General features: G+C 59.9%; 15 protein-coding genes. 14 read left to right on the plus strand and 1 reads right to left on the minus strand.

The window, feature by feature from the left end; translation table 11 throughout:
- Positions 1 to 57 precede the first annotated feature (57 nt).
- From Q0D41_RS00940 to Q0D41_RS00965, 6 genes are all read left to right on the plus strand, one after another.
- Positions 58 to 1,509: a radical SAM protein gene (locus tag Q0D41_RS00940; RefSeq protein WP_294373822.1), complete on the plus strand. Its 1,452-nt coding sequence runs from the start codon at positions 58 to 60 to the stop codon at positions 1,507 to 1,509.
- Positions 1,510 to 1,710: 201 nt separating this feature from the next.
- A complete protein-coding gene (metK, locus tag Q0D41_RS00945; RefSeq protein WP_294373826.1) occupies positions 1,711 to 2,973 on the plus strand; it encodes a methionine adenosyltransferase in 1,263 nt (420 codons plus the stop codon).
- Positions 2,974 to 3,064: 91 nt separating this feature from the next.
- Positions 3,065 to 5,188, plus strand: a complete 2,124-nt coding sequence (priA, locus tag Q0D41_RS00950) for a primosomal protein N' (protein ID WP_294373828.1) — start codon at positions 3,065 to 3,067, stop codon at positions 5,186 to 5,188.
- Positions 5,189 to 5,421: 233 nt separating this feature from the next.
- Positions 5,422 to 5,964 (plus strand): peptide deformylase, encoded by a 543-nt coding sequence (def, locus tag Q0D41_RS00955; protein ID WP_294373830.1) that lies wholly within the window; start codon positions 5,422 to 5,424, stop codon positions 5,962 to 5,964.
- 27 nt (positions 5,965 to 5,991) lie between these two features.
- Complete coding sequence (gene fmt, locus Q0D41_RS00960) at positions 5,992 to 6,945, plus strand: methionyl-tRNA formyltransferase (RefSeq protein WP_294373833.1); 954 nt, start codon at positions 5,992 to 5,994, stop codon at positions 6,943 to 6,945.
- Entirely contained in the window at positions 6,946 to 9,132 is a 2,187-nt protein-coding gene (locus tag Q0D41_RS00965; protein ID WP_294373835.1) for a transcription antitermination factor NusB, read from the plus strand.
- Positions 9,133 to 9,361: 229 nt separating this feature from the next.
- Here the strand turns inward: Q0D41_RS00965 and Q0D41_RS00970 are convergent, their stop codons facing one another.
- Positions 9,362 to 9,844, minus strand: coding sequence for a methylated-DNA--[protein]-cysteine S-methyltransferase (locus Q0D41_RS00970; RefSeq protein WP_294373837.1), 483 nt, complete (start codon positions 9,842 to 9,844; stop codon positions 9,362 to 9,364).
- Between the two features lie 110 nt (positions 9,845 to 9,954).
- Between Q0D41_RS00970 and rpe the strand changes: the two genes are divergently transcribed.
- The 8 genes from rpe to Q0D41_RS01010 all read left to right on the plus strand — a co-directional run bounded on the left by rpe (position 9,955) and on the right by Q0D41_RS01010 (position 17,096).
- Complete coding sequence (gene rpe, locus Q0D41_RS00975) at positions 9,955 to 10,683, plus strand: ribulose-phosphate 3-epimerase (protein WP_294373843.1); 729 nt, start codon at positions 9,955 to 9,957, stop codon at positions 10,681 to 10,683.
- Positions 10,684 to 10,690: 7 nt separating this feature from the next.
- Complete coding sequence (locus Q0D41_RS00980; protein ID WP_294373846.1) at positions 10,691 to 11,881, plus strand: cysteine desulfurase family protein; 1,191 nt, start codon at positions 10,691 to 10,693, stop codon at positions 11,879 to 11,881.
- Positions 11,878 to 12,684 carry a histidinol-phosphatase gene (locus tag Q0D41_RS00985; RefSeq protein WP_294373849.1) on the plus strand — a complete coding sequence of 269 codons (807 nt, stop codon included), beginning with the start codon at positions 11,878 to 11,880 and terminating at the stop codon, positions 12,682 to 12,684. Before Q0D41_RS00980 ends, Q0D41_RS00985 begins: the two co-directional genes overlap by 4 nt.
- A 128-nt stretch (positions 12,685 to 12,812) precedes the next feature.
- A complete protein-coding gene (locus Q0D41_RS00990) occupies positions 12,813 to 13,721 on the plus strand; it encodes a Nif3-like dinuclear metal center hexameric protein (protein WP_294373851.1) in 909 nt (302 codons plus the stop codon).
- Positions 13,721 to 14,458 (plus strand): zinc ribbon domain-containing protein, encoded by a 738-nt coding sequence (locus Q0D41_RS00995; protein ID WP_294373853.1) that lies wholly within the window; start codon positions 13,721 to 13,723, stop codon positions 14,456 to 14,458. The genes Q0D41_RS00990 and Q0D41_RS00995 overlap by 1 nt, the downstream gene beginning before the upstream one ends.
- Before the next feature lie 279 nt (positions 14,459 to 14,737).
- Positions 14,738 to 14,926, plus strand: coding sequence for a 50S ribosomal protein L28 (gene rpmB, locus Q0D41_RS01000; RefSeq protein WP_114615071.1), 189 nt, complete (start codon positions 14,738 to 14,740; stop codon positions 14,924 to 14,926).
- Positions 14,927 to 15,071: 145 nt separating this feature from the next.
- Positions 15,072 to 15,419 (plus strand): Asp23/Gls24 family envelope stress response protein, encoded by a 348-nt coding sequence (locus Q0D41_RS01005; RefSeq protein WP_114615072.1) that lies wholly within the window; start codon positions 15,072 to 15,074, stop codon positions 15,417 to 15,419.
- 39 nt (positions 15,420 to 15,458) lie between these two features.
- Positions 15,459 to 17,096, plus strand: coding sequence for a DAK2 domain-containing protein (locus Q0D41_RS01010; protein ID WP_294373857.1), 1,638 nt, complete (start codon positions 15,459 to 15,461; stop codon positions 17,094 to 17,096).
- Positions 17,097 to 17,103 lie beyond the last annotated feature (7 nt).

Raw genomic sequence — 17,103 nt, forward strand, 5'->3', positions numbered from 1 at the left:
GTAGAAAAAATATTGAAGCACCACGTCGCCAAAACGCGGCGAGAAAAGGGGAGTGTTATGGTCGCTTTGGATTCCGTGAAGCATGCGGCATTGTGCAAAATGGTCGATTACCTGTTTGAAGACCCCGAAACAAGGTTTCCAAAGGCGATGGAGATGGTCGACAAGGCCGCTCCGCGCAACCTTTTCCCTTCGCAACGCGAGGCATTCCGTAATGCGATTGACGAGAAGAACAACTGGTATCAGCTGCTCATGAAAATTGCCCATCTGAACCCCGAAGTGCGAAATCGCCTGGTGAAATCGTTCTTGATCGATTCGAACCTTATGGTATGGGGCGAGCAAGAGAAGAACCGCGACAAATATCAGTGCAACATTCCGTGGGCGATTCTGCTCGACCCCACGAGCGCGTGCAACCTGCATTGCACGGGTTGTTGGGCCGCAGAATACGGCCATAAGCTCAACCTGAGCTACGACGACATCAATTCCATCATCGAGCAAGGCAAGGCCTTGGGAACGCACGTGTTCATCTACACGGGCGGCGAGCCCCTGGTGCGCAAGCACGACCTCATCAAGCTGTGCGAGGCGCATCCCGATTGCGCGTTCCTCTGCTTCACGAACGCCACGCTCATCGACGAGGCGTTCTGCCAAGACATGCTTCGCGTGGCGAACTTCGTGCCGGCAATTTCGGCTGAAGGCTTCGAGGAAGCCACCGATGCGCGCCGCGGTGAAGGCGTGTTCCAGAAGGTGTCGAAGGCCATGGCGCTGCTTCGCGAGCACGGTCTGCCGTTCGGCGTTTCATGCTGCTACACCGCTCAGAATGCGAGCTCTATTGCGTCTGAAGAATACTTCGATTGGCTTATCGACCAGGGTGCATTGTTCGCTTGGATTTTCTCGTTTATGCCTGTTGGCCACGGTTCCACGCCCGATCTTATCCCCAACGCCGCTCAGCGCGAGCATCTGTACAACTTCGTGCGCGAGATGCGCCAGACGAAGCCCCTGTTCACGCTCGACTTCCAAGACGACGGCGAATTTGTGGGTGGCTGCATTGCCGGCGGGCGTCGCTACTTGCACATCAATGCCGCGGGCGATGTGGAGCCGTGTGTGTTTGCGCACTATTCGAACGCGAACATCCATGACGTAAGCTTGCTTGACGCGTTGCGCTCGCCCATTTTCATGGAGTACTACTACGAGCAGCCCTTCGACGGCAACTACCTGCGCCCGTGCCCCATTCTGGAAAATTCGGGCATGCTCGCCGATATGGTCGCGCGTTCCGGCGCGAAATCGACCGATTTGCAGCACGAGGAAAGCGCCGAGGAGCTCTGCTCGAAAACCAAGGCGTTCAGCGAGGAGTGGGCGCCCGTCGCCAAGCGTTTGTGGAACGACCCGCGCGACCCCATGCATGGCAAGCGCATGACGAAAACCCAGGGCATGGCCGAGGCCGATATGCATAAGTTCGAACGCCTGCAGAAGGAAGGCCGCACGCTGCATTACAACGGTGGCCTGCGCTCATAATCGCCTGTTCGTGTCGTTATCGTGTGCGCAGGCGGCCTGGCTCGTCGTGCTGTCGATTTCGGCTACTATGTGTAGCTTGTGCGCCAGGCGCACCAGTATTTATCAAGATCCGGGGAAGAGGGTTGGCTCGTCGATCCCGGTACCAACCGGGGGCAACACCCACGGTGGTCCCGCCAACAGCGATGAAGAAAGGAATTCTGAATGTCCAACGAGAATGCTACCTACCTGTTCACGTCTGAGTCGGTGACCGAAGGCCACCCCGACAAGTTGTGCGACCAGGTTTCCGATGCCATTCTGGACGCGATTCTCGCTAAAGAAATCGAGCTCGAAAAAGCCGGCTACATTTCGCCGAGCGGCAAGCCTGCCGACGTGTCGCAGGTTCGCTGCGCATGCGAAACCGTTGCCACGACGGGCACGGTGTTCGTGACGGGCGAAATTCGCACGCAGGCCTACGTTGACGTCGACACCATCGTGCGCGACGTTGTTCGCTCCATCGGCTACGACCGTGCGAAGTATGGCTTCGACTGCGACACCTGCGGCGTGATCAACGCCATTCACAGCCAGAGCCCCGATATCGCCCAGGGCGTCGATGAGAGCTGGGAGGCCCAGCACGGCGAAGCTGCCGACAAGGAAGACGAAACTGGCGCGGGCGACCAGGGCATGGTGTTCGGCTACGCCTGCAACGAAACGAGCACGCTCATGCCGATGCCCATTTACCTGGCGCATCGCCTCTCTGAGCGTTTGACCGAGGTTCGCAAAAACGGCACGCTTCCGTTCCTTCGCCCCGACGGCAAAACCCAGGTTTCGGTCCGCTATGTCGATGGCAAGCCCGAAGCCGTTGAGAAGGTGCTCATTTCCACCCAGCACGATGAGGGCGTTGAGCCTGATCAGCTCGAAGCCGCGCTTATTGAGCATGTGATCAACCCTGTGCTTGCCGCTGAAGGTTTGAAGGCCGCAAGCGACATGGATATCTACGTGAACCCCACGGGTCGTTTCGTCATCGGTGGCCCCATGGGCGACACGGGCCTCACGGGTCGCAAGATTATCGTCGACACCTACGGCGGCATGGGCCGTCACGGCGGCGGCGCGTTCTCGGGCAAAGATTGCACGAAGGTCGACCGCTCCGCAGCATACGCGGCGCGTTGGGTCGCCAAAAACGTCGTGGCGGCTGGCTTGGCCGATCGCTGCGAAGTGCAAATCGCCTACGCCATTGGCATGGCTCGCCCGGTGAGCATCATGGTCGACACCTTCGGCACCGAGCATGTGCCTGTGGCCGACATCGAGAAGGCTGTGTCCGAAGTCTTCGACCTGCGCCCGGCCGCGATTATCGACGCGCTCGACCTTCGTCGTCCGATCTATCGTCTCACCAGCAACTACGGCCACTTCGGCCGCGAGCTTCCCGAGTTCACGTGGGAGCGCCGCGACAAGGCCGAGGCGCTGCGCAAGGCGTGCGGCTTGGAGTAGTTCGTCCGCCCGCATTTCGCAAACACGAACATATGTTGTATTTTGAAAGCGAGTCTCTTCCGAGGCTCGCTTTTCTTATATACTCGCCTGCATGAGAACCGTTTCCTTAGTTTTGGACATACAAACCCAGTCGCTTGACAGCCTCTATACCTACGTAGTTCCCGCCGATATGGTCGGCGTGGAAGTGGGTTGTGCCGTGCTTGTCGAATTCGGCGCGCGCCGTGCGATTGGCTATGTCATGGAAGTTTGCGAGCGCCTCGATTCCGAAATTGATCCCGAATCGGCGGCGCGCCTCAAACCGTTGCTCTCGGTGCTTTCCTCGCCCTATTTCGATGAGGACGGCGCCGCGCTTATCCAATTTATCGCTCATGAATACGTGGCGCCCCTCAGCTCGTGCGTGCATTTGCTCACGCCCGTGGGCCGCGCGCCGAAGGTCGTGAAACGCGGCGATGTGTGGGAGCTGCAAAAGCCTGCGCGTCGCAGGAAGAAGAAGGGCGAAGCCGAGGCGCCCGTGCCGCTCGATGAAGAAATCGCCGAGGCCGCCGAGGCGCGTGAGGGTTTTGCGCTCACCGAAGGCCAGACTGCGGCGCTCGCGTGCGTCGACGCGTGCATTGACCGCTGCGCCGGCGAGGTGTGCGTGGTCGACGGCGTGACGGGGTCGGGCAAAACCGAGGTATACCTGCGTGCGATTCGCCATGCGCTCGAGTTGGGGCGCGGTGCTATCGTGCTCGTGCCTGAAATCGCGCTTACCCCGCAAACGGTGTCGCGATTCGAGAGCCGCTTCGGCGATACCGTGGCCGTTATGCACTCGCGCATGACGGCTGGCGAGCGCTTCGACCAGTGGGAAGCGGTGCGTCTGGGCAAAAAGCGCGTGGTCGTGGGTGCGAGAAGTGCGCTCTTTTGCCCCATGGCAACGCTTGGCCTCGTCATTATCGACGAAGAGCACGAAAGCACCTATAAGCAGGAAAGCGCGCCGCGCTACCACGCGCGCGATGTGGCCGCATGGATGGCCCAGCGCACCGGCGCGGCGCTTGTGCTGGGCAGCGCGACTCCTTCGATCGAGACGCTGTGCCGCTGCAAGGTCGACGATATGTGGCATCGCGTGGTGCTTCCGACGCGCGCGAACGGCAAGCCCATGCCCGAGGTGCGAATTGTCGACATGGCGAAGGAATTCGGCCGCGGCTCTCGCTCTATGTTTGCGAAAGAGCTGCAGGAAAACCTGTTCGCCGCGGTCGATGCGGGCCGCAAAGTCGTGCTCATGTTGAACCAGCGCGGGTTCGCGAACTTCCTGCTGTGCCGCGATTGCGGCTATGTGCCCGAATGCACTACGTGCTCGGTTTCGCTGACCTATCACGAAGTGGGCCGCAAGCTCGTGTGCCACCATTGCGGCAAAACCTCCCAGGCGCCCGTGACGTGCCCGGTGTGCGGAAGCCCCTATTTGAAGAAGTTCGGCGCGGGAACGCAGCGTGTGGAGATGGAGCTGCGACGCGTACTCGACGACCACGCGAGCGCAACCGGCCAGCCGGCTGTTCGCGTGGTGCGCATGGATTCCGACACCACTGCGACGCGCGATGCACATGAAAAGCTGCTCGCCGAATTCGGCCAGCCCGGTGCGGCAGTGCTTTTGGGCACGCAGATGATCGCGAAGGGCCTCGATTTCGACGATGTCGTGCTCGTGGGCGTGATCAATGCCGACACGCAGCTGCGCCTGCCCGATTTCCGATCGGCGGAACGCACGTTCGACTTGGTGGAGCAGGTCGCGGGCCGTGCGGGCCGCGGGCGCTTCGAGGGGCGCGTGCTCGTGCAAACCTATATGCACGACGCAATGGCCATTCGTGCGGCTGCGCATTACGATCGCAAGCGTTTTCTTGCCGATGAGCTGCCGAAACGCAAGATGCTCGGGTACCCGCCGTATGCGCGCTTGGCGAATATTTTGGTATGGGGCGCTGAAGAGGAAGCCGTGCGCGCTGAAGCCGAGGCGCTCGCGAAGCGCGTGCAGGAGCAGATCGACGATATCGTGGGCGATGGCTGGCAGAGCTTGGGTGCGGCGCCGTGCGCCATCGACAAGCTGCGTGGCCAGCATCGTTGGCATATTTTAATCAAGGCGCCTGCAGGGGCCGACATCTCAAAGCTCGCCGAGCCGGTGATTCGCAAACGACGCGCGAACAAAAAGGTCAACGTCGCCGTCGACGTCGATCCGTACAGCTTGCTGTAGGTGGTGTGAGCTTTGCTCCGGTACGCCGCGCTGGGGTGGCGTGCCAGAGGGCCATGCCCAATCGGCCACTCGTCAGGCGCGCATGTGTCGTCGACCCCCGCCGTCCGCGTATTTGTGTGTACCATCTGCGCATTTGTCGGGCCGTGCGCCACTCTTTGATATACTCTCGGCTGCAAACTTTGCTTGTTGAAACGGGGCCTGATTCGTGGCCCTTTCGATAAAAGGAACTGAATATGGTTTTTGACACGCTCCCGGTGGTGGAATACCCCGACCCCATTCTTCGCCAGGTGTGCGAGGAGTGCGACATCAAAGACAAGAGCTTGAAGAAGCTCGCGAAGCAAATGGCGAAAACGATGTACAAGAACAACGGTTGCGGCATTGCCGCGCCGCAGGTGGGCGTGCTTAAGCGCATCATCGTGATTGACTGCGACCAGGAAGATGGCCGCCAAGATTCCATCACGCTCATCAATCCTGAAATTCTTGAGCTCAAAGGCGAATTGGTCACCGAAGAAGAGGGCTGTCTTTCGTGCCCCGGCATTTCCGTGCCTGAATGCCGCCGCGAATACGCCGTGGTGAAATTCACCGACTTCGACGGCGAAGACTACATCATTGAAGGCGATGGCCTACTCGGTCGCTGCCTGCAGCATGAAATCGATCATCTGAACGGCAAAACGCTGTTTGAAAGCGCTGCGCCCGCTGCGCGTCTCAAGGCGCTGCGCGATTACGAGATTGCGCGAGCGGCAGGCGCCAAGCCGGGTGACACGAGCATCGACTAGCAAACACTTTCGAAAGGCGGTGATTCCATGCGCGTTGTGTTCATGGGAACCCCCGATTTTGCGGCGAACATTCTTATCGAGCTGAAGGAACAGCACGACGTCGTCGCCGTGTACACGCGCGCCGATGCGGTGCGCGGCCGCGGCAAGAAACTTGTGCCGTCTCCGGTGAAGGAAGTCGCTCTTGGCGCGAACATTCCTGTGTTCGAGCCCCGCACGCTTCGCGACGATGCTGAAGTTGAGCGTCTTCGCGCCCTTAACCCCGACGTTATTTGCGTCGCGGCGTACGGCATGATTTTGCCGCAGGCTGTGCTCGATATTCCGAAGCATGGTTGCTTGAACGTGCACGCGTCACTTCTGCCGAAGTACCGCGGCGCGGCCCCCATCGAGCGCGCCATTCTGAATGGCGACGACGAGGCGGGCGTGTGCATCATGCGCATGGAGGCCGGTCTTGACACGGGCGATTACTGCATTTGCCGTTCTTGCCAAATCGCGGGCATGAATGCCGAGCGTTTGACGGGCGAACTTGCCGACAAGGGCGCGTATGCGCTGCTTTCCGCCCTCTACGATGTGGAGCACGGCGTGGAACGTTGGGTCAAGCAGGTTGAGGAAGACGCTACGTGGGCGCCCAAGATTGAAAAGGGCGAACTGAACCTGAATCCCGCGATCACCTGCGTCGAAAACCTTCGCCATGTGCAGGCATCGGGCGTGCAGCACCCCTCGAAGTGTTCCATTGCGGGCAAAGGCGTCACGGTGCTTTCCGCATCGGCGCTTTCGCAAGACGATTCGTGCTTCGAGGCCGCTTCGGGCCTCGCGCAGGGCAAGGTGTTGTTCGCGCAAAAAAGGTTGTTCCTCGGATGCGCCGACGGCGTTTTCGAGATTCTGGAAATAAAGCCTGATGGGAAAAAGGAAATGGATGCTCGTTCGTTTGCTGCGGGCGTGCAGAACATCAAGTCGGGCGAGATTGAGTGGGAGACATTGTAAATGGCATACGATAACAAGGGCGCAGGCGATTCTCGCGGCAACCGACCGAACAACAACCGCGGCGGCAACGGCCACGGCAATGGCGGCTATCGCGGAAAGGGCGGCGACTCTCGCGGGCGCGGCAACGGCGACAAGGGCGGCTTCCGCGGCTCGAAGGGCCAGGGCGGCTACAAGAAGCACGACGGCGAGCGCAAATTCGACCGCGACGACAACCGCGGCGGCTATAAGGGCGGCAAGCCCCAGGGCGGCTACAAAGGCCGTGGCAATCGTGACGATCGCGGTGAAGGCCGTAAGTTCGACCGCGACAATCGTGGACCGAAGCGCGATTTCAAGCGCGACGACAACCGCGGCGGCTACAAGAAGCATGACGGTGAGCGCAAGTTCGACCGCGATGGCGACCGTGGCGGCTACAAAGGCGGCCGCGACTTCGACCGCAAGCCTCGCGGCGATCGTCGCGACGGCGATCGTGATTTCAAGAAGGGCGGCTACAAGAAAGACTTCAGCCGTGACGAGCGTAAGTTCGAGCAGGGCGAGCGTAAGTTCGACCGCGATGGCCGCAAGTTCGATCGCGACGACCGTGGCCCGAAGCGTGAGCGCTCCTTCGATGGCGACAAGCGTGACGACCGTCGTTTCGACAAACGCGATGGCGGCAAGTTCGAGGGTCGTGGAGACCGCCGTTTCGACGATCGTCCGAAAAAGCGCTTCGACGACGACAAGCATGGCTTTAAGCCGCGCCGCGACGACGAACGCAGCGACGCGCAGGTCGACGACGATGCTCCTCGCAGCGAGTATCGCGAGCACCGTCGCAAGGGCGAAGGCTATCGTGGCACGGGCGGCGGCTACCGCAAGCCCAAGGGCCAAGTGCATGTGACGCCTGCTCGCCAGGCCGCCTGCGCCATTGGCCGCGTAGTGCGCGAGCGCAATGCCTATGTTGCCGAAGTCACGCCTGCCGTGCTCGCCAAATTCCAGGGTATTTCTCCCGAAGACGCCGCGTTCGCCACGAAAATCGCGCGTGGCGTAACCGCGACGGTCGGCACGCTCGACGAGTTCATTAACCGCAACATGAAAACCCCGAACGACATCGACGAGGTCGTTCGCGACGCTATGCGCGTGAGCGCCTATGAGCTGCTGTTCCTCGACAAGCCTGCCTATGTGGTCGTTGACCAGGGTGTTGAGCTCGTGTGCTCCGTTGCCCCCAAAGCGGGCGGCCTTGCCAACGCCGTGCTGCGCCGCATGTCGGAAAGCGCGAAAACGTTCCCGTTCGGCAACCCGAACCTGAGCCTGCAGGTGCTCGCGCGTTCGCAGGCCTTCCCGATGTGGCTCGCCAAGCGTCTCATGAACGAAATGACGCTGCCGAAGGCGACCGCATTCATGCGCGCCTGCAATACCGACGCCCCGGTGTTTATCGCCGTGAATTCCGTGAAGGGCGATTTCGAGCAGATCGAAGAGGCTTTTGACCAGGCGGGTTCGCTGCTTGAGCCGTCGGAAGACGTGCAGGGTTGCTATCGCGTGAAGGAGGCCCGTTCGCTGCGCAGCGCCGACGTGCGCGCGCTGTTCGAGGCCGGTGAGCTGCTCGTGTCCGACGAGGGCGCGCAAACTGTGGCTCAGCTTGCCATGCCTGCCGAGGAGCCCGCGAGCTTCCTCGAAATCGGTTCTGGTCGCGGCACGAAGACCATTCTGCTCCAGAGCGCCGCGCATCGCGCATTTGGCCATTGCGTGCCTATGACCTCGGTCGACGACCATGAGTTCAAGGGCAAGATTCTTGGCGAGCGCTGTGCTGCGTATGGCATCGACACGGTTGAGTCGCTCACGGCCGATGCGCGCACTCTTTCGCAGAAGTTGCCCGAGGCGAGCTTTGACGCCGTGCTGCTCGATGCTCCGTGCTCGGGCGTTGGCACGCTGCGCCGTCACCCCGAGATTCGCTGGCGTTTGAAGCCCGAAGACATCACCAGCATGGCCTCCATCAACCTCGACTTGCTCATCGAGGCGGCCAAGATGGTGAAGCCGGGCGGCGTTATCACCTATGCCACCTGCACGGTTTTCCCTGAAGAAAACGAGCAGGTTGTCGAGCGCTTCCTGAAGACGAAGTTCGGCGAGCAGTTCGAAATCGAGGAGCAGGTACAAACCACGCTCACGTCGAATGGCCCCGACGCCCATTACGCCGCGCGCCTGCGTCGCCACTCATAACGAATTGCCGCGCAGAGCGTGAACGTATATGAAAAGAGCCCCGATTGGGGCTCTTTTCTTGCTCTATGGGCTTTCTTTGCGTGGGCAATACGCGAGGTCGGTATTCGTTCGGTGTTCGTCGGCCATGCTCGTAACGTCTTTTGGCGGTGTATGTCGGGTTCGAATACCGCGCGTGATGTCCTTTGGGGTCTTGTGCTCGACTGAATCGCTCGTCTTCGCGCCACTTAGCCTATTTCATTTTCGAGGTATCGACGCCCTCGAGGTCGAGCAGGTATTTCTTGATTTTCACTCCGCCCGCGTAGCCCACGAGCTTGCCGTCGGCCCCAATGACGCGGTGGCACGGCACCACAATGGGCAGCGGGTTTTTGTTGTTGGCGAGTCCCACCGCGCGAAAACCCTTGGGGCTGCCGACCATTTCGGCGATTTCCGCATACGTGCGCGTTTGGCCGTAGGGGATCGTTTCGAGGGCTTTCCAGACTTTGAGCTGGAATTCGGTTCCATGCGGCGAGAGGGGAATGTCGAAGAAGCGGCGCTTGCCTGCGAAGTATTCCTGCAGTTGCGTTGCGGCTTTGTTCGTGAGCGCGCTCGGGCGGCGCGGGCCATCGTGTGCAACGTCGCCAAAAGCTATCGCGCAAATGCCCGCCTCGTCGGCGGCGATGCTCAGTCGCCCCATGGGCATGGCGTATACAAAATAGTTCGTGCAGCGTTGCATGGTCATCCTTTCGTGTGTTCTTCGATTATAGGCGGCAAGCGCTGCGGCTGCGTTAGAATGGAGGAAAAGGCAGGGGCCTCGCCCGAAATTCATGCAAGCAAGGAGCCAATGTGTTCACCGAGCCGAAAATCGCACCATCAATTCTGTCCGCCGACTTCATGAATATGGCCCGCGATGTGGCCGAAATTGAAGAAGGCGGTGCCGCGTTCGTGCATGTCGATGTGATGGACGGCCATTTTGTGCCGAACCTTACGTTCGGCGTGCCGTTCGTCGCTGGCCTGAAGAAAATCACGAAGCTGCCGCTCGACGTGCACTTGATGATTTCCAACCCACTCGAGCAGCTGCCCTGGTACCTGGAGCATACGCCCGACATCGTCACGGTGCATGCCGAGGCGCTCAATGCCGAAGCCGGTCAGTTTGATTTGGCGATCGACATGATTCACGAGGCTGGCTGCAAGGCCGCCATCGCCATGAAGCCCGATTACGATGTCGAGCATATCAAGCCCTATATCGCGAAGCTCGACATGGTACTGCCTATGAGCGTGTTCCCGGGCTTTTCTGGCCAGAGCTATATCCAAGGAATCGAGGCCAAGGTCGCACGTATCGTTGAAATGGCTCGTGAGGCGGGCGCCTCGCCGCTCATCGAGGTCGATGGCGGCCTGAAGGCGAACGATCCCACGCGTGCTGTGTGCGCGGCGGGCTGCGATGTGCTTGTTGCGGGCAGCGGCGTGTTTGGCGCGTCCGACCGCGCGGTCGCAATCGCGGAAATGAAGGCCGTTGCCGCTGAAGCCCAGAAGAATGGTTTCGTGGCTCCGTGGACGAACGACGTGCAGGCGTAAAAGGGGCATGCAAGCAATGCAAAGCAAGCGCATATATCTGGACAACGCGGCAACCACGCCATTGTGTGATGCGGCAGCAAAGGCCATGGCGCCTTATATGGAGCCGGGAACGCAGGCGCCTTTCGGCAATGCGAATTCGCTTCACTCCATTGGCCGCGAGACGTTTTCCACGCTCGAAGATGCGCGTGCGCGCGTGGCTCGCGCTCTGAAGGCCCACCGTCCCGACGAAATCGTGTTCACGGGCGGTGCCACCGAATCGGATAATTCGGCAATCGTGGGCATGGCGCTTGGCGCGCGCGAAAAGGCTCGCTTGGCGGGCAAGCATGGGCCGTTCAAGGTGGCAACCTCGCGCATCGAGCATGAGGCCGTTCTCGAAACGAGCCATATGCTGCGCGCGCTCGGCTTCGAGTTCGAATTTGTCGACAACGATGGCTCGGGCAAGGTAACGCCTGAAGCCCTGAAGCGTGTCGTCGATGAAAACACCCTGGTGGTAAGCGTTATGGCGGCCAACAACGAGGTGGGCACCATCGAGCCTGTGGCTGAGCTGTGCGGCGTTGCCCATGCGGCTGGCGCGCTGTTCCATGTCGATGCCGTTCAGGCGCTCGGGAAAATTCCCGTCGATCTGAAGGGCTGGGGCGTTGACGCCGCTTCGTTTTCCGCCCATAAAGTGGGCGGCCCGAAGGGCGTCGGCGTGCTCTATCTTGCGGCGAAAACACCCTATGTGGCCTATTTGCCTGGCGGCGGTCAAGAAAACGGGCGCCGTAGCGGCACGCAGAACGTGTGCGGCATCGCAGGTGCTGCCGCGGCCATTGAGTTCGCCGTGGCCGAGCAGCCTGCTTATGCGGCGCGAGCCCGTGCCATGCGCGACGATTTGTACGCGCGTTTGGGCGCCATTAAACGCGTGGTTCCGTCGGTTTGCGTGCCTTGTGGCGGCGAAGAATTCCTGCCCAACATCGTGAATGTGTGCGTGCGCGGCTTCGAGAGCCAAACGCTCATTCTGCAGCTCGATATGCGCGGAATCTGCATTTCGGGCGGTTCGGCCTGCGCATCGGGAAGCCTCGATCCTTCGCATGTGCTTTCCGCCCTCGGCGTCGAACGCAACCTTGCCCAAGGCGAGCTGCGCGTGTCGATTGGCATGGAAAACACGCAAGCCGACATCGATGCATTCTTCGAAGCGTTCAAGGAGGCGATTGCATGACCGAGCTTATAACGATGCACACGCACTCCACGTTCTGCAATCACGCCAAAGATCCGCTTGACGACATGGTGCAGGCGGCGGTTGATGCGGGCATTGCCCATATGGCGGCAACGGAGCATTATCCCATTCCCGATGAACTCGACCCGTCGAAGCGCTCCACCATGCCGATCGAGCGACTTGGGGCCTACATCGAAGCCGTGCGCGAGCAGCAGAAACGTGACGATATCGATGTGCTTTTGGGCTGCGAGCTCGATTGGCTTGGCGAAGACGAAACGCGTAGCTTGCATGCGAGCGATTTCGACCAGTTCGATATCGTGCTCGGCTCGGTCCATTTCGTTGACCGCTGGCTCATGGTGAGCCACAAGCACGTGTCGCGCTGGAAATCGATTGACCTCGAGGCATTCTGGAACCGCTATGTCGAACTGTGGTGCCAGGCTGTGAAAAGCGACATGCCGTTCACGGTCATGTCCCATGCCGACGTGGTGAAGAAGTTCAGCCCGAAGCCCGGATTCGACCTTGAGCCTTTGTATGAGCGCATGGCGAAAGCGGCGCGTGAGGGCGGGCGCATGATTGAAGTGAATACTTCGGGCGCGTATGCCGAGTGCGCCGAGTACTATCCGTCGCCGTCGCTTTTGCAGGCGTTTTGCGCCGAGGGCGTTGCGTGCACGGTGGGTACCGACGCGCACCGCAAGGAAGATATCGCGCGCGACATCGAACGCGCCTACGATTACATGCGCGCTGCCGGCTATACGCGGCTCGCCGTGCCTACGCGCGGCCGTGGTGTGCGCATGGTCGATTTGTGACGTTGACGAGCCGCCTTTCGGGGCGGCTTCTTTATAGCGTGCGTCACGAATTCGCCGACCTGTTAAACGCTACGAGCATTTAACACGTGCCAATAATCAATACGGCTCGAAAGACAAGGAGGCCGATTATGGCGAATGAAGAGGAATATGAGATTGATGAGGAGCAGCGGGGCCTGCGCCATGTAGGCCGTGGGCCTCTTGCGGAAAAGGGCGCACAGGCGCCTGCGTTGGTGGGCGAGCTCGTCTCAGCGCTGAACCGCATGTTTCCGCCGGCCGATGCCGAATCGTGGGATAGAACCGGCCTGCTTGTGGGCGACCCTGCGACAAAAATCGAAGGCGTGGCCTGTGCGCTCGATCCTACGGTGTTCGCCGTTCGTGAGGCCGCGCAGCTCGGCGCGAACGTGCTCGTGACGCATCATCCGGCGTTTCTCGACCCGCCCGATTCGTTCATGCCCCTTTCGTCCCACGCCTGTGTGCCAGGCTCGGTGGTATACGAGGCGGCGCGCCTGGGCGTAGCGCTTGCCAATTGGCACACGGCGCTCGATGTGAGCGCGCCTGCGCAATCCATGCTTCCGGGCATGCTGCGCCTGAAGCCCTCGGCTGTGCTTGAGCCGCTCGCTCGCGACGAATCGCTCGGCTATGGTCAGATTTGCGCCATCGACGCCAGTGAGGGCCTCACGCTCGGCGACCTGTCGGCTCGTTGCACGGCGGTGTTCGGTCGTGCACCGCGCGTGTGGGGCGCCATGGACACGGCTCTTTCTACGGTTTGCACGTGGACGGGCGGCGCGGGCGATGCCGCTTCCGAGTGCGTGAAGCGTGGAATCGACGTGCTTGTGTGCGGCGAGGTGAAATACCACGCCGCGCTTGAAGCGTCGCAGCAGGGCCTGTGCATTATTGAGCTTGGCCATGATGTGTCGGAATTGCCATTTGCGCGAATTCTTGCCGAATCGTGCGCTCGCGTGGGCGTTGCTCGTGAGAAGATAACGTTGCTCGATCAAAACGATGCGTGGCAGCATCCCGAAACGAGGAGGGTCTAGTGCAGGTAACCCAAGAGCAAATCGCGGCGCTGTTGAAGCTTCAGGCGATCGATTCGGAATGCGCGCGACTGAACAAGCAACTCGACGAGCTTCCCCAGAAAATGGCGATTCTCGATGTTCGCCACAAGAAGGCGGCGCTTGCCGAAAAGCGCCGCACCATTGTGGGTATGCATAAAGATACGCAAACCCAGCTTGCGCACGCCGAGGGCGAAGATGCCGATTTGGCGCGCAAATCAAAGGTGGCGCAAAACCTCATCGATACGGCGGGCGGTGACTACCGCTCCATTACGTTGCACAGCAAGGAGCTTTCAGGCTACCAAAAGCGTCGTGACACGCTCGTCGATGAAATTGCCGGCTATAAAGAAAAGCTTGCTCAAATGGAGAAACTCGAGGCTGAAATCGACACCATCGAGGCTTCGCTGTGCGCGAAAGAGGAAAAGCTCATCGCTGAATACCGCGCCAAGGGCGGCGAGATTCTGGCGAAGGTGAACCAGTTCAAGCCTGAACGCGATCGCATGGTCGCATTCGTTAACGACCCGAAGCTGCTTGCGACCTACGAGCGCATCGCGAAGGCGAAAGGCGGCGTGGCGCTTTCCGCCTTGAACGAAAACGCTTGCACGGTATGCCGTACGACGTTCGACCATAGTCGCGTGCTGGGGCTTCGCACCGAGGCTCCGCTTTCGGTGTGCCCGAGCTGTGGCCGCCTCATGGTCGTCGACAAGAAGTATCGCGGCTAGCCATCTACGGTGTGGTTTCGGCTTCATGCAAAGCGCAAAGCGCATCGCTTGGCCCCGTCGTATCGCGTAGTCCCGTCGTCTCGCTCAATGAAACCTTTTAAACGCTCCGAGCATTTAGCAGGTTTCAAAACACAAGCGCGTTTGTGGCTTGCCGTTCACGTTTTCGACACAGAACACAAGAAGTCACAACTTTTCTTGTGTGACCTCTAATCGTGTGTTATAGTAATCAAGCTTTTTTGCCTGTAATCAGAGATTATCTGAAGTAATGGAGTGAGAGAAATGTCCCAGGTTTGTGAAATTTGCGGTAAGCACCCCGTGGCCGGTCGCAGCATCAGCCACTCCCACCGCGTAACCAATCGTACCTTCCGTCCGAACATTCAGAAGGTTTCCGTCGTCGTCGACGGCAAGTCCCGCAAGATGAATGTCTGCACTTCCTGCATGAAGGCCGGCAAGGTCGTCCGCGGCTAAAGCGCGACAACTGCACAAACGCAAAAGCCCGCTTCTGCGGGCTTTTTTGTGTGCAAGAGTACTTTGAGTATCAAAGTATTACCGCGCCTGCGTTGAAACGGGTATACTTAATGTTTGTCTCGCAGTCGTGGGAAAGGACGATTTCATGACGCAAAAGATTTCCGGCAATCTTCACGTATCGAACGACGTGCTGGCCGACCTCGCTGGTACCGCCGCCCTCGGCTGCTACGGCGTCGTTGGCATGGCAGCGCCTTCTTTGCAAGACGGCATTGCGAAGATTCTTCCCGCCAACCGCCTGCGCCGCGGCGTTATCGTGACGCCTCGCGAGGCTGGCATTCATGTCGATCTGTATGTGGTTATCGAATACGGCACCAACATCACCGTCGTTTCGCAGAACCTTATCGACAACGTTACCTATGTGCTCAATGAGTTTGCGCAGGTGCCGCTCGATGGCATTGAAGTGCACGTTCAGGGCATCAAAGTTCGCAAATAGCGAGCTTTGCTAAAGGTCATCGAGGAGACACCACCTAATATGAGCAACTATTCTACGCATGAAGTTCTGAACGCGATCGCTGCTGCCCAAAAGGCGCTTTCCGACCGCAAAGACGAGGTCAACCGCCTCAATGTGTTCCCCGTGCCCGATGGCGACACCGGCACGAACATGTCGCTCACCATGCAAATGGTCGTCGACAACCTTGCGAAGCTTCCGATTGGCGCTTCGAGCGCGGAAATTCGCAAGACCATTACCACGGGTGCGCTCATGGGCGCCCGCGGCAATTCCGGCGTTATCACGTCGCAGATTCTGCGCGGCCTGTGCGAAGGCTTCGAAGGCTTCGAGGAAGAGGGCATTACCACCGCGTCGCTCGATTCCTGCTTCGCCCGCGCGACCGAAGTGGCGTTTCAGGCCGTGCGCAAGCCGGTTGAGGGCACCATTCTTACCGTAATCAAAGATACCGCGGCTGCCGCGAAGAAGGCTCGCAAGAAGAAGCTCAGCACCGAAGAGGCGCTCGACTTCATCGTGAACGGCGCATACGAATCGGTGCAGCGCACGCCCGAATTCCTGCCCGTGCTGAAAGAGAACGGCGTCGTTGACGCCGGCGGTTTTGGCCTGGCTATTCTTATCGACGCGTTTGCCGCGACCCTCACGGGCAAGGAAGGCTTCGCCGGCGACGCGCTTGCGATGTCCCGCCCTGCTCCGAAGGCCGAAATCGAGCAGATCGACGACTGGGATGTCGATTCCGCGTTCCGTTACTGCACCGAGTTCCTCGTGCATTCCAACACGGTCGATGTCGACGCCGCGAAAGACTTCCTGCCCACCATGGGCGACTGCGACCTCATGGTCGGTATGCATCCTAACTTCAAGGTGCACGTGCACTCCAACCGCCCCGACCAGGTTCTGGGCTGGTTCCTTATGCACGATTGCCAGATTTCTGAAGTGCATGTCCACAACATGAAGCTGCAAAGCGACGAGCGCAACGAGAAAATCGAGGCGCAGCTCGAGGCCGAGCACAAGCCGCTCGGCGTTGTCGCTGTGGCTCCCGGCTCCGGCACGGCCAAGATTCTTGAATCGCTCGGCGTCGACGTCGTTATTTCCGGCGGCCAAACCATGAACCCGTCCACGGCCGACATCCTTGCTGCCGTCAACAAGGTCAACGCTGACGCGGTCGTCGTTCTGCCTAACAACAAGAATATCATCATGGCTGCTCAGGCCTGCGTCGAGGTTTCCGAGAAGCCGTGCGCAGTCGTTGCCACCACCAGTGTGCCGCAGGCGTTCTCTGCGATGTTCGGCTTCGATGGCGAGGCTTCGCTCGAGGAAAACGTCGAAGCCATGACGGAGGCTTTCGCCGAGGTTAAAACCGGCGAAGTCACCCATGCCATCAAAGATTCGAAAGACGCCCATGGCAACCCCATCAAAGATGGCGACGTCATTGGCATTGCCGATGGCTCCATCGAAGCCGTTGGCTCCGACGTCTCCGACGTCGTGCTTGCGCTTCTTGAAGCCATGGAGGCCGATGACGCCGATACCATGACGATTCTCGCTGGCGAAGATTTCAGCGACGAAGCTCTGGACGCGCTGGTCGCTCGCATTGAAGAGGCCTACGAAGATCTCGAGATTGACCCGCACCGCGGCGAACAGGCGCTTTATCCCGTCGTGTTCTCGCTCGAGTAGCGCAACA

Source organism: uncultured Slackia sp. (assembly GCF_934630525.1).
Lineage (GTDB): Bacteria > Actinomycetota > Coriobacteriia > Coriobacteriales > Eggerthellaceae > Slackia.